The organism is Halpernia frigidisoli, from assembly GCF_900113805.1.
GTDB lineage: Bacteria > Bacteroidota > Bacteroidia > Flavobacteriales > Weeksellaceae > Halpernia > Halpernia frigidisoli.
The window spans coordinates 1,050,749-1,064,813 of the sequence record NZ_FOQT01000001.1 but is presented as its reverse complement, the minus strand read 5'-3'; the positions used below and the strand labels follow the sequence as shown (position 1 = coordinate 1,064,813).

General features: G+C 33.6%; 11 protein-coding genes and 1 tRNA gene. 6 read left to right on the top strand and 6 right to left on the bottom strand.

Annotated features, from left to right (window positions below):
- Positions 1–37: 37 nt before the first annotated feature.
- Positions 38–1,036 carry a type IX secretion system protein PorQ gene (gene porQ, locus BM238_RS04950; protein WP_090079047.1) on the bottom strand — a complete coding sequence of 333 codons (999 nt, stop codon included), beginning with the start codon at positions 1,034–1,036 and terminating at the stop codon, positions 38–40.
- Between the two features lie 230 nt (positions 1,037–1,266).
- On the opposite strand from porQ, the gene pyrH reads away from it, so the two are divergent.
- The 3 genes from pyrH to tpx all read left to right on the top strand — a co-directional run bounded on the left by pyrH (position 1,267) and on the right by tpx (position 3,342).
- Positions 1,267–1,974, top strand: a complete 708-nt coding sequence (gene pyrH, locus BM238_RS04945; RefSeq protein WP_090079046.1) for a UMP kinase — start codon at positions 1,267–1,269, stop codon at positions 1,972–1,974.
- Between the two features lie 119 nt (positions 1,975–2,093).
- A complete protein-coding gene (frr, locus tag BM238_RS04940) occupies positions 2,094–2,648 on the top strand; it encodes a ribosome recycling factor (protein WP_090079045.1) in 555 nt (184 codons plus the stop codon).
- Positions 2,649–2,802: 154 nt separating this feature from the next.
- Complete coding sequence (gene tpx / locus BM238_RS04935; RefSeq protein ID WP_394333974.1) at positions 2,803–3,342, top strand: thiol peroxidase; 540 nt, start codon at positions 2,803–2,805, stop codon at positions 3,340–3,342.
- A 123-nt stretch (positions 3,343–3,465) separates the two neighbouring features.
- On the opposite strand, the gene BM238_RS04930 is transcribed toward tpx, so the two are convergent.
- Entirely contained in the window at positions 3,466–5,061 is a 1,596-nt protein-coding gene (locus BM238_RS04930) for a M1 family metallopeptidase (RefSeq protein WP_090079043.1), read from the bottom strand.
- Between the two features lie 121 nt (positions 5,062–5,182).
- Positions 5,183–6,838 carry an amino acid permease gene (locus tag BM238_RS04925; protein ID WP_090079042.1) on the bottom strand — a complete coding sequence of 552 codons (1,656 nt, stop codon included), beginning with the start codon at positions 6,836–6,838 and terminating at the stop codon, positions 5,183–5,185.
- A gap of 369 nt (positions 6,839–7,207) precedes the next feature.
- On the opposite strand from BM238_RS04925, the gene BM238_RS04920 reads away from it, so the two are divergent.
- From BM238_RS04920 to BM238_RS04910, 3 genes are all read left to right on the top strand, one after another.
- Positions 7,208–10,174 (top strand): tetratricopeptide repeat protein, encoded by a 2,967-nt coding sequence (locus BM238_RS04920; RefSeq protein ID WP_090079041.1) that lies wholly within the window; start codon positions 7,208–7,210, stop codon positions 10,172–10,174.
- 81 nt (positions 10,175–10,255) lie between these two features.
- Entirely contained in the window at positions 10,256–12,022 is a 1,767-nt protein-coding gene (locus BM238_RS04915) for a TonB-dependent receptor (protein WP_090079040.1), read from the top strand.
- A gap of 87 nt (positions 12,023–12,109) precedes the next feature.
- Positions 12,110–12,183 (top strand) — tRNA-Arg (locus tag BM238_RS04910).
- A 53-nt stretch (positions 12,184–12,236) separates the two neighbouring features.
- Here the strand turns inward: BM238_RS04910 and BM238_RS04905 are convergent.
- From BM238_RS04905 to BM238_RS04895, 3 genes are all read right to left on the bottom strand, one after another.
- Entirely contained in the window at positions 12,237–12,425 is a 189-nt protein-coding gene (locus BM238_RS04905; RefSeq protein WP_090079039.1) for a hypothetical protein, read from the bottom strand.
- 155 nt (positions 12,426–12,580) lie between these two features.
- Positions 12,581–13,003: an organic hydroperoxide resistance protein gene (locus BM238_RS04900; RefSeq protein WP_090079038.1), complete on the bottom strand. Its 423-nt coding sequence runs from the start codon at positions 13,001–13,003 to the stop codon at positions 12,581–12,583.
- 158 nt (positions 13,004–13,161) lie between these two features.
- Positions 13,162–13,794, bottom strand: coding sequence for a nitroreductase family protein (locus BM238_RS04895; protein WP_090079037.1), 633 nt, complete (start codon positions 13,792–13,794; stop codon positions 13,162–13,164).
- Between the last annotated feature and the right edge of the window lie 271 nt (positions 13,795–14,065).

Sequence of the window (14,065 nt, the reverse complement as noted above, 5' to 3'; positions counted from 1 at the left end):
AAATTTGCTTAAAATTTTTTAAATATAAAAACGCCTTTTATCTTCGGTCACCGGAAAGTTCAATTAAATCTAAACTGATACCGATCAAATTTACATTTGAAGAATTATTATAGCGAACGTGAGAATAATCGAATTTGAAAGACGATATTTTAATACCAAACCCTGCAGATAAACCGGAAAAATTTCTTTGATCGAGAACCGCTAATTCATTACCCCGTTTTACGTTGTAACCTAAACGCACGTTGAAAGCCTGCGCCGGAAAAAGCTCAAATCCCAAAGAGAAATGATCCGCTGCTTTTCTCGTCCAGCGAACCTGTTGTCCATTGGTATTCAAATTTTGTGAAATATTCAATTGTTGAAGATCATGCGCTGTAACTGTCACTGCTAAAGGAAAATTATCTAAAATTTTGGTGTATCCAAGATCTGCGCGAAAAGGTAAAGTTTCTCTTACGCCGTTAAATGGTTTAAACTGATATCCAAAGTTTCTAAAAACTAACGAGAGCGTTTCATTACTTTTTTCATTGTAATAAGTCACGCCGCCGCTTGCGCCAACTGCCATGGAAGTGAAAGTGTCAATTTTGGAGGTGATGAAATTTAAATTCATTCCAATCGTCCAGTTTTCCTCAAACTGAAGGGCGTATCCTGCACCGATTGTTGCATCGATCGCGTTAAACTCACCTGAAATTTGGGAGCTTTCGTCCGTTCGTGGCGTTGAACCATAATCCATATACCGCCCGTTGAAAGTCACCAGATTTCCCCGGCCTAAATCCTTCACGTAAGCAAATGTGCCATATTTGGAACCTGCGAGATAATTTGCAAAAGACATTGAAATTCTTTGATCCTGATCTAAATTCATTAAAGCAGGATTTATACCTGCAAAACTTACATCAAAATCCCGAACAGATACGGCATCTCCGCCTAAAGCTGCCTGTCTGGCAGAAACCGGGATATTTAGAAAAGGGTAGACATTCTCACCAGACTGGGAGAAAGCTAAAAGATTGAATATAAAAAATAGTAAAGAAAATTTTTTCTTCAAGTGTGTTTAAATTTTTACAAAAATAATTGAATTAATTCTAAATAATTGCTTCGTCAAAAATATATTTCTATAACGAGATTATTCTCATTTCCTTATATTTGCAAAAAAATTAATTATCTAAAACGGTTTAAATTTCATAACAAAACTTTTTAAAATAATAAAAGACTTGATATAATGATTTTTAATAGAGAGTTTAAGCAGCTTTTAAATAAAATAAACAGAAAATAAAAATGAAATATAAAAGGATTTTACTGAAACTGAGCGGCGAAGCTTTAATGGGAAATCGCCAGTATGGTATTGATAACGACCGTTTAGTAGAATATGCTATGGAGATAAAACAGGTTGTAGATTCAGGTTGTCAGGTTGCGATCGTGATCGGTGGCGGAAATATTTTCCGTGGTTTAGCCGGCGCTGCGAAAGGGATGGATCGTGTTCAGGGCGATTATATGGGAATGCTTGCAACCGTTATCAACGGAATGGCGCTACAAGGTGCTTTGGAAGACGCGGGGATTTACACAAGATTGCAGTCTGCCATTGAAATGGATAAAATAGCAGAACCTTTCATTAAAAGAAAAGCAACCAGACATTTAGAGAAAGGTAGAGTAGTGATCTTTGGAGCAGGAACCGGGAATCCTTACTTCACAACAGATACAGCCGCCACTTTGAGAGCTATCGAAATTGGAGCAGACGTTATTTTAAAGGGAACCAGAGTAGACGGAATCTACGACAGTGATCCGGAAAAAAACGCCGACGCTGTGAAATATAATTCTCTTTCTTTTGATGAGGTTTATAAAAAAAATCTAAAAGTAATGGATATGACTGCCTTTACATTAAGTCAGGAAAATAATCTGCCGATCATCGTTTTTGATATGAATAAAGCAGGAAATCTTTTAAAGATCATCAACGGTGAAGAAGTTGGAACTTTGGTATCTGCTTAATTTTATTAAAGTAAAAATAAAAGTAAAAAGTAAAAAGTAAAACGTAAAAAGTAAAAAGTATTTATCAACTATCAACTATCAAGTAAAAAATGTGTCAATTATCAAATTTTAAATATACAATGGAAGAATTAGATTTAATAATAATGTCCGTGAAACAGGAAATGGATGCTGCATTAAAACACCAGGAACATGCTTTCCAAAAAATTCGCGCGGGAAGAGCTTCTACGGCGATGGTTCAGGATGTGATGGTAGAATATTACGGCTCTATGACGCCGATAAATCAGGTGGCGAATGTGATGGTTCCCGATGCGATGACAATTTCCATTCAACCTTGGGACAGAGCTGCGATTGGTGCGATTGAGAAAGCAATTATCAATTCAAACTTAGGTTTTGCACCATCAAATAATGGTGATAATATTATTCTAAATGTGCCACCGTTAACAGAAGAACGCCGTAAGGAATTGGCAAAAACCGCAAAAGGTGAAAACGAACAAACCAAAGTAACCATCAGGAATGCGAGACAGGAAGGCATGAAAGAATTGAAAAGATTAGAAGGTGTTTCTGAAGATCTGATCAAAAATGTAGAAGCAGATATCCAAACTTTAACAGATCAATATTCAAAAAAATCTGAAGAAGGATTAAAACATAAAGAAGAAGAAATTCTAAAGGTTTAAATAAATTACAAGATCTGGTTTTTGCCGGATTTTTTTTTAAATTAATTTTAAAAAAATAAAAATTTATAAATTTTAGTATTGAAAATTTGATCTAAATTTGACCAAAAATAATTTTATGATCAAGAAAATAATACTTTCAACCTTCTTTTTCGGAATGTTTATTAGTCCTTTCGCACAGCAAATGAAAGAATCTACAGTATTAGCCGGAGGAAAACCAGTTCATATTGTAGGAACTTTGCCGGCAAAAGGTTCAGTTGCGCCCGCTTTTAGTTTAACTGACAATAGTATGAAGCAACAGTCACTTTCTGATTATAAAGGTAAATACGTTCTTTTAAATATTTTTCCAAGTGTTGATACAGGCGTTTGTTCCGCTTCCGTTCGTCATTTTAATGAAGATGCAGCGAAACTACCAAACACTACAGTTTTGTGCATTTCTAAAGATCTTCCTTTTGCTCAAAAAAGATTTTGTGGCGCGGAAGGTATTAAAAATGTGGTTATGCTTTCAGATTTTCGTTCAGATTTTGGTGATAAATATGGCATAAAAATCGCAGATAGCGCGATGAAAGGTTTGCTAAGCAGAGCTGTAGTCGTGATCAATCCGGAAGGAAAAATTATCTACGAAGAACAGGTTTCAGACATTGCGAACGAACCAAATTATGACGCTGCAATTGCTGCGATCAATGGTAAATCTTAAAAGTCAAGTATTTAAAACAAAAAAAGATTCAGTTTTCTGCTGAATCTTTTTTTTTGTAATTTAAATTTATGATAAAATTTGTAATAAAACTGATTGTTAATTAAACTAAGTTAAAAGTTTCACCTAATTAATAACATCCATTTCAAATAACAAATCAACATTTGGATCAATCATGATTTCTTTTGGCTCAAATGAAACTGAAAAGTCTTCTTTGCTCAGTTTGTTTTTGATGTTAAAAGTTTTTAATACCATTTCAGTTCCATTTTTAAAAGCAATTGACAAAGGAAATTCAAAAAAATCAATTTGTTTCTGTTCAATGTTTATACCAACTTTTTTAGTTAATTGATCATATTTCCAGTCAATTTTTAATAACGGCTGTCCGGAAGTGAATAACCATTGCTTGAAAAAAGTTTTTAAATCTTGATGACTTACTTCTTCAACTACTTTTTCAAAATCTTCAGTGGTTGCGTTTTTTCCTTTGTAGGTTTCGTAGTAAGTTCGAACACTTTTCCAGAAAAGATCATCACCTATTTTTCTGCGCAAAATATGTAAAACCCATCCGCCTTTTTGGTAACTGTTTGCGTTTAGCAAATTCATTAAATTATCTGCTTCAGAGGAATCAACGACAGGTTTTTTAACTTTTTTAGAAAAAGAAATCACTTGAATTCGTTGCTGTTTCATCAAATTATTTAAACTGTCTTTTCCGTATTTATATTCCAAATATAAATTGGTCATATAAGTTGCAAAACCCTCACTCAGCCAAAGATGCGGCCAATCTTTTTCGGTTACATTATCGCCAAACCATTGGTGCGCCGTTTCGTGCGCCATCAAACTTTCAACACCTTTGCTGTTGATAGAATTTTCTGAATAAAAAATACAACCGGCGTTTTCCAAACCGCCGAAAATCGTTTTTGATTGCACATTTGCCAGTTTTTCAAAAGGAAAAGCGCCGATATTTTTGACGAAATATTTTAAAATTTCTTTTGAGTAATTATAACTTTTAAAACCATTGTCTCGATCTTCCGGGAAAACCCATTCAGAAACTGGAATTCCTTCCACATTTCCTAAATTATTCACTGCAAATTTTGTCACACCAATTGCCATAATTTTCGTGGATAATTCCACTTCAGATTTCCAGTGGGTCAGTTTTAAATTTTCCGACAGATTGGTTTCCTCGATTTCCCGTCCGTTACTTACGACTTGATAATGATCGGGTGCAGTTACCAGAAATTCCGATGTTGCTTTATCAGAAAGATGATCATTGCAGGTAATCCAATTGTGAGCGCGGTTTGGCCAGTTATCTGCGAAAAAACTTCGGTCGCCATTTTTCGTATTTCCGATAATTAATCCATCAGCGGGAATTCCTTCATAATTAATTGTGTAAGTATTTTCCTGTCCTAAAATCCCTTTATCATTAATGATCAAATGTTGCGCGTCTTTTGAAAATTTTAAATTTTCATTATTTTTTGTTACAGAAAAAACTGTCATTCCTTTTCCGTCGGCATTTTTATTAACAAAATCAAAGACAATATTATTTTCATTTTCGGTAAAAGCAGTTGTGATGATTGCTTTTCCTTTGATGACATTTGTGCTGTCATTTAATGCAATATTGAAAGCGTAATGTTTTACGTCAAGACCATTTGTGGGAAGTTGCGCGGAAAAGAATGAACTTGAAATTATTGTAAGAAATAGAAGAAATTGGGATTTTAGATTTTTCATTGTTAAACTTTCATTATTGTTCTTTAAAGAATTTTGTCATTCCGTAGGAATCTAAGCCGTTAAAATCATTGCGTAGATTCCTTCGGAATGACAAAATTATTTTTTGATTTAAACTTAAAATCTAACCTTCCACATTTCTCAACTTACTGTGTTTCTTCCCATAAGAAAAGTAGAAAATTAAGCCTAAAACAAGCCACATTCCAAACCAGGTCCAGTTTTCTGTGCTCATTCCTGTTAAAAGATAACAGCATGAAATCAGTCCTAAAATTGGAATTAAAGACAAGTTTTTCATAAAAGCCAAAACCGAAATCACCGCACAAACAATGAAGAATGAAATAAGCGGAATGTTTTTTACAACATCGGCAAACATATCAAAAAAGTAGTTTGGGATAAAATAATAAGCCAAAAACACTCCTAATATAAAACCAAGAGGGAATATAAATTTTGAGTTGACATATGGAATTCTAAATTTTCCTTTTCTTTCTGCCATTTCTGCTTCATTTTGTGGCGAAAGCATTAAAACACCGCCGCAAACCAAAACAAAGGCAAACAAAGTCCCGATACTTGTGAAGTCTAAAATTAAATTTTCATCCGTAAAAAAGATAGGTACGCCAACTACAAACCCTGTAAGAATTGTTGCGAAACCTGGCGTTTTATATTTTGGATGAATTTTGGCTAATTTTTTAGGCATTAAACCATCGCGACTCATCGTCATCCAGATTCTTGGTTGTCCCATTTGGAAAACCAGCAAAACACTTGTCATCGCCACAACGGCGGAAATTGAAACAATAAACAACATCCATTTCACACCTTTTATCGCAAAAATTTCGGCTAATGGATCTGTTACGCCCAATTGTTTGTAAGAAACCATTCCCGTTAAAACTAAGGCTAAAATAATGTAAGTTACGGTACAAATTACCAAAGAATAAATCATTCCCCGTGGTAAATCTCTCTGCGGATTTTTCGATTCTTCGGCTAAAGTAGAAACGGCATCAAAACCAATGTAAGCGTAAAAAACCGCTGAAACACCCGCCATTACACCGCCAAAACCGTTTGGCATAAATGGTTTCCAGTTGTCAATATCAACATAAGTGAAGCCAACAATGATCACCAAAAGGATCACCGCCAATTTTATATAAACCATCGCATTACTGAAATTTTTAGATTCTTTCGTTCCGCGGTAAACTAAAAACGTAATAAAAACATTAATTAATAAAGCAGGCAAATCGAAAATAATTTTCAGACCGCCGATTACTGGTGCAGTATTCCACGCAGTAAAACCTTCGCCGGGTTTTGTTTCTAAAAAAGCCGCGTGCGCAGATTTATAATTAATAGTTAGCCATTCTGGAATATGTAAACCGACCGTTTCTAACAAATTTGTAAAATAACCACTCCAGGAAAATGCGATGTAAATATTTCCTATAGAATATTCCATGATCAAAGCCCAACCTATGATCCAGGCGAAAATTTCCCCAAAACTAACATACGCATAAGTGTAAGCACTTCCGGAAACAGGAACGCGTGAAGCAAATTCTGCGTAACACATTGCAGTAAAACCACACGCAACGGCGCACATTCCGTAAAGTAAAATTACTGCGGGACCACCAGTAAAACATGCATTTCCAATAGCGCTGAAAATTCCACCACCAATAATTGCCGCAATCCCAAAAAACGTGAGATCTTTGACGGACAAAACTTTATTTAAAGAATGAGTTTCTCCATCGCCGCCTCCGTCAATCGTTGCATTCAGTGATTTTCTTCTAAAAAGTTGGTTCATGGTAATTTTCAGTTAACAATTATTTAACAAAAATAAACTTTTCTAAATCTTTACCTAATAATTATTGAAAAAATACTTTTGATGCTGAAAATTATAATTCAAAACTGATTTCTCCTAATGTGATTTTCTGTGTTTAAAATTATTTTTATAACACATGCTTAATTATAATTAATTGGTTAGTATTAGTTCACACATGTTTTCTTGAAATTTTTCATTTTAACACTTTTTTAACTTTATCCACAAACTAACTTCCACTTAAAATCGTTGTATTTAAAATTAGTTTTAACTATTTTCGTTGATATTTTGTGGATAACTTTTTTCTTGTAAATTAATTTTATCCCAAACCTTTTTCACACAAAACATTCATTAATGAACTCAAAAAATACCATGATTGCGGCAGCAATTTTTCTTTACGGATTTTCCGAGGCTCAACAATCTCAATACTTTACCGACCAGGATTCTTACCGATTTAATTTAGCGGAAAACCTTTACCAATCGAAAGTTTACAACGCTTCGCAATTTGAATATGCGCGACAGTATTTTTACAATCAAAACTTAAGCGCTTCAAAAAAAGAAGCCGCCCAGTTTTTTGATAATGTAATTGGCGTTATTTTAAAACGCGATCACGCAGAACAGGGTTTGGAAGCATTCATGCGCGACTATCCAAAATCTGCTTATTTTGCACAAGCGAATTTACCTTTGGCGGATTATTATTTGGGTCAAAAAGATTTTGCAAAAGCCTTGGAAACTTTGCAAAAAGTGAATCAATCACAATTAAGCAGGGAAGAAAACACGCAATATATTTTAAAATTAGGTTACGCAAAATTTATGACGGGCGATTCTAAAGGTGCGATTCAAGCGCTGGAAGAAGCCTATAATAATGTCCCGGAAACTGAAAAACCGGACGTTGCTTACATGCTCGGACATCTTTATTACGCTGATAAACAAAATGATAAAGCCTTTCAATATTTTGACCAAATAAAAGAAAATCCGAAGTTTTCTAAGGCCGTAAAACCTTATTATGTTCAACTTTTTTACAATAATAAAGATTATGATAAAGCGATCTCTGAAGGAAATGATTTATTAAATGAAAATTTATCCGGCGATTACAAAACGGAAGTTCATAAAATTATCGGAGAAAGTTATTTTATGAAAAAAGATTACGTTTCGGCGTATCCGCATCTTAAAATTTATGCTGATTCTAAACCAAATCCGTCTGAAAATGATTTGTATGAAATGGGATTTGTTTCGGCGGAAATTAAAAAATATGATGAAGCCGTTTCTTATTATAATCAATTGATTAACAGTAAGTCACCTGTTGCGCAAAATGCTTATTATCAGTTAGGAAATGCTTATTTGGAAGTTAATAAAAAGCAGGAAGCATTAACCGCATTTCGTTCGTCTTCGGAAATGACTTACGATAAAAAAGTGCAGGAATTGGCTTTTCTTCAGTATGCAAAATTGAGTTATGATATTGGAAATCCGTATGAATCAGCGCCAATTGTTATTCAAAAATTTGTAAAAAAATATCCAAATAATTCCCAGGTTCCGGAACTAAAAAAATTATTAATTAAATCTTATCTCTATTCCGGGAATTACAAAGAAACTTTAGCGGCGATCGATCAATTGCCAAATTCTACACCGGAAACCGATAAAATAGATCAGGAAGTTTCTTATTTATTAGGAACGGAAGAATTTAACAAAGGAAATTATGATGCGGCTGAAAAGTATTTATTACGCAGTTTAGAATTAAATCAAAATAAAGAATTTACGCCAAGAGCCTTATATTGGTTGGCGCAAACTTATTATCAACAGAGAAATTATCCCTCAGCAATTGTGCGTTTTGAAAAATTGAGAACCGCCGATAATTTCCCGGAAAAGCAACAACTCACTTACGATTTGGGTTATGCTTATTTTAAATCTAAAAAATTTCCGCAAGCACAAAATTCTTTTGAAGAATATCTTAAAAATCCAAAACCAGAATTTAAAAATGATGCGCAATTAAGATTAGGTGATACTTATTATGCTAATAATCAACTTAATGAAGCGATCGCCGTTTATGATGAAACGGAAGGTGGAAGTGATTATACGAGTTTTCAAAAGGGAATGGCTTTAGGATTTAAAGGTGATTCCGTTGGTAAGATTGCAGAATTGAAAAAACTCATCTCAACTTTTAGAAATTCAGATTACACAGATGACGCGCAATACGAAATTGCTTCTGCTTATGCGTCAAATGACGATTTTAATAATTCAAATGATTATTTTAACCAGGTTATAAAAACAAGTTCTGATGCAGATTTAGTCGCAAATGCGAAAATTTACAGAGCGCAAAATTTTATTGATTTAAACCAATCTGATAAAGCGTTAACAGATTTAAGACAATTGGGTCAGGAATATAAAAATACCGCTTACGCTGAAAAAATTGTTCAGGCGGCTCGACCGATCTTTACCAAAAATGGTGATACTGCAGGTTATCAAAAATTTGCATCTGATTTAAATGTAAAAATTGATTCCTCAGAAATTGATGAGATAAATCTAAATACGGCGAAACAGTTTTACGCTAAAAAAGATTTTAAAAATGCGGTTTCTTATTATGAAAAATATTTAACGCAAAATCCAAGCGGCGAGAATTTATTTCAAGCAAAGTATGAGTTAGGCGAAAGTTATTTTCAAACACAAAACCCGACAAAAGCCTTGTTAACATTGCAGGAAGTGGCGAATGTGCAAAATGATTATCAGGAAGATGCGGCGACAAGAGTTGCGCAAATTTATATTTCGCAAAACAACTCTTCGGACGCTAAAAAATACCTTTCAACTTTAGCAAATTCTTCAAACGCTAATATTAAAAATTACGCTAACGTAGAATTAATGAAGATTTCTGCGGACGAAAAAGATTTTGTTCAGGCAGAAAATTATGCCGATCTGGTTTTAAATAATTCTAAAAATTCAGCGGCAGTTTTGGAACAGGCGAAAGTGATAAAAGCGCGAAGTTTAATGAATAAAGGTAAAGATAAGGACGCGCAAACTGCTTTTGCCAATTTAGAAAAATCATCAAGTACGGAAGTGGCGGCGGAAGCGCTTTATGCAAAAGCCTTTTACCAAAATAAAGGAAAAGCCTTTAAATCTTCCAATGAAACGATATTTAAATTGGCCAATAATTATGCTTCTGAAGAATTTTGGGGCGCAAAATCTTTGGTTTTAATGGCGCGAAATTATTTGGCTTTGAAAGATAATTATCAGGCGAGTTACACCTGCGACCAGATTATTTCAAATTACGGCGATTTCCCGGAAATTGTGGCGGAAGCGAAAGAGGTGAAAAAATTAATTAAGAAATAGACATTAGATTTTAGAGATTAGACATTAGATTCTATAATTAGTTTTTATGTTTTTAAAATTTTAGGTAAAAACCACACATTAATGAACAAAAGAATTCAAATATTAAGTTTCCTTTTTTTAGGATTTTCTCAAATTGCCTTTTCCCAAATTAAAGAGGAAAAATTAATTTTAGATAAGAAAAGAGAACCTGAAGTAAAGAAAATCGAGAAGAAAAAAACTTCGGTGGAAAGTATTAAAAATTATCCGCCAGAAGAGAAATCTGCAAATCCGGTAACTTATGACATTACGAATGTGCCGGCGGTTTCAGATTTCAAAACTTCTACGATTCAGGGTGAAGATATTTCACCGGAATTTAAAGAAGATTATCAGGATAATTATGTCCGTTTCGGAATGGGGAATTATGGTAAAATTTTGAGTGACGCGCATATTTCCACTGTTTTAGAAAGTAAAATGGAAGTTGGGGCGGATTTTCATTTCCTTTCAACAAATGGTTTAAAGGATGATTACAACTGGAATTCCAAACAATCCGGCGCAACTTTGGGTGCATTTCTAAATTCCTATAGCGATAAAGGAAAATTAAATGTTGAAGCCAATTTTGGTTTGCAGGATTATAATTATTACGGGATTTATGCTTTGCAACCTGATTCTAATGTAGATTTAAAACAGAAAACGAATCAGTTTCAAGTTAATGCTTTTTATGATTTCTACTCTAATGATATTTTAAATGATGCGCGTTTGCAAACTTCATTTTTAAATGACCATTTTGATGCGAAAGAAAATCAAGGCGCTATTACGGTGAATCTTTCAAAATATGATCTTTTTCAAAATGACAACTTTAAGTTAAATACTGATTTAGGCGTAAAATTAGAAACTTTACAGACTGATTTTTCTTTGTTAAATCAAAACAGTTCAAACTTTTTTAATGCGTCATTAACACCACAAATTAGTTTTTATAAAGACAATTCTTATCTAAAAATTGGTGCAAATGTCAATTTTTTAAACAGAACAAATGAAAGTTTAATTTTGCTGGAATACCAAAAAAGTGAAGTTTTATGGTCACCAAAAGTAGAAATTTTATTTGCGCCACAAGACGAATTTAAATTTTACGCCGGCGTTGATGGTGGATTAAAGCTAAATTCCTACGCAGAACTTTTAAAGGAAAATCCGTTTTTGGTTTCTGATATTCAACTTCGACCGACACACACAAAATACCACGGTTATGTCGGTTTGAAAGGTGATTTTGATCAGACTATTAAATATGATTTCTCTGCCGGTTATTCTAAAATTAACCAAATGTTATTTTTTCAGGCGAACGATATTTTCGATCAGCAATTTACTTTAAACCGATCCGCTTATAATTTTGCAAATACTTACTCTGCCGTTTATGACAATGGAAATGTGAGTGAAGTGAAGGGAAGTGTGCAGGTTTTTCCTTTAGAAAATCTTGATTTAGGTGCTGAACTTTTGGTCCAGAAATACCAACTACAGGATTTGGATGAAGTGTTTAATAAACCATTATTTCAAACAACCTTGACAGCGAATTATTCGATGCTCGACAAGAAATTAAATTTCGGTTTTAAAGGCATTTTTATAACGGACCGAACTTCAAATTCTTTTGAAATAAATCCAAATAGTACCTTAAGTCCAACTTCTTACGTTTCCACGGAAAATAGAAATACAAAAGTGGGCGGTTATGCAGATTTAAATTTATCCGCAGAGTACAAAATTCACAAAAATTTCAGTATTTTTGCACTCGGTAATAATTTACTGAACACCAAATACCAGACGTTCAACGGCTACAAAGTTTTGGGCGCACAGATTACAGGTGGCGTGAAGATAACTTTTTAGGATTGGAAATGAGTAATTGATAATGAGTAATTGGTAATAAGTAATATTAAAATTACCCATTATTTATTACTTATTGCTGATGATTTAGGCTGCGTAGTTCAACTGGATAGAATTTCGGATTTCGGCTCCGAAGGTTACAGGTTCGAACCCTGTCGCGGTCACAAAAAAGACTCAAATTTTTATAATTTGAGTCTTTTTTATTTAAATTTGATTTTTATGCTGCTTTCTTAACTGTACTTTCTGAAGGCATAAAATATCCCGCGATATTTAAACCAAAACCACAGGAAGTAAGAATTCCCGAAATCGTACTATATCTGTTTGAATTTGGAAGTTCAACTAACAATGCAATTGCTGCGAAAAGCATTAGTAAACTTAGCACATATAAAATGGTTTTTAATTTCATGTTTTCTTTATTTGAAGTTTTAAATTAAATTTACAAAAATTAAATAAAAAAAGCCCAGATCATAAATCTGAGCCTTTTATTCTCCATTATTTGTGTTGTGTGGAGCCTGTAACTTTTAGAAATTACCGTAATAAATCTCCATCATTTGTGTTTTTCTAATTATTGCTTACAGCAATTTTTACTTCGATATTGCCTCTCGTTGCATTAGAATAAGGACAAACCTGATGTGCTTGATCTGATAAAGATTGTGCTTCTTCCAAAGAAACGCCTGGAATATTGACATCCATTTCAACGGCTAAACCATAACCACCATCGTCAGTTTTTCCGATACTTACTTTTGCTGTAACTGAAGTTTCGCCGGTTTCCATTTTAGATTTACCGATAACTAAACTTAATGCGCTTCCAAAACAGGCAGAATATCCCGCTGCGAAAAGCATTTCCGGGTTTGCATAATCATCATTTGCACCTCCCATTGCTTTTGGTGTTTTTACTTCCAAAGAAAGTACGCCGTTTTCGCTTTCTACTTTTCCTTCTCTACCGCCTTTTGAAGTCACGGTTGTTGTGTACAATGTTTTCATTTTATTTTGATATTTTAATTAATAATTTATTGATCGTTGTTTTTAAATCTTCAAATTCCTCGTCTGTATGATTTAGTTTTTCTTTCTTTATCTGAATCATTAAAACCTATTTTTAGTTTTCCGAACGGAATGAGAAATGGTCTTCCCAAATAAAAAAATTATCTTCTAATAATAAATTCTTCCATCGGTATTCTCACTTTTTTCATGTGCGCCAAATAGTCATTTGCATCATCTCTGTAACCCAAATAAAGAAGCGTAACGCTTTTTAAACCTAATGATTTCAAGTCTAAAATCTCATCAACAACGGCATTGCTAAAACCTTCTGCTGGTGTTGCATCAACTTTCAATTCTGCCGCTTGAGCCATTGCCAAAGCCAATGCAATGTATGTTTGGCGAGCTGTGTGTTCAAAATGTTGTTCGGGCGTTTGACCATTATATAATTCCTTGATCTTGTCTGTATAACTGCTAAATCTGCCTCTTTCTAAATCTCTTACATCGGTGTGATGATCGTAAACTTTGTCAATTTTGGCGTCAGAATAATGATCCCATGCGGCGAAAACCAAAACTTGTGAGCAATCTCTCATCACTTCAGGATTTAATGCACCTTCAACCATTTTTTCTTTCAATTCCTGATTTTCTACAACAATCACTCGGAATGGTTGCAATCCGGATGAAGTTGGCGCTAATCTCGCGGCTTCTAAAATTTTATTTAAATCTTCCTGAGATACTTTTTTAGTTGAATCGTAGGCTTTTGCAGCGTGTCTCCAATTTAGATCTTCTATTAATGACATAATTTTTTATTTTAATATTTCAGCAAAGATAGTCTGCAATTAAATTGCGCACAATATAATTTGATAGAAATTATGAATGTGAATTATATTGATAAAATTTAGCAATTTCTTAAATAATTAAAGATAGGTTAAGAATCTAGTTCTGGCTTTAAATCAAAAATTGATATGATCAATATTTAAACTTAATTCCCAATGAAATGCAGTTTAATTGTTTATTGATAATTTAACTGAACAAAGCCAACTTTATTTTAAAAAGATTTAAAACATGTGA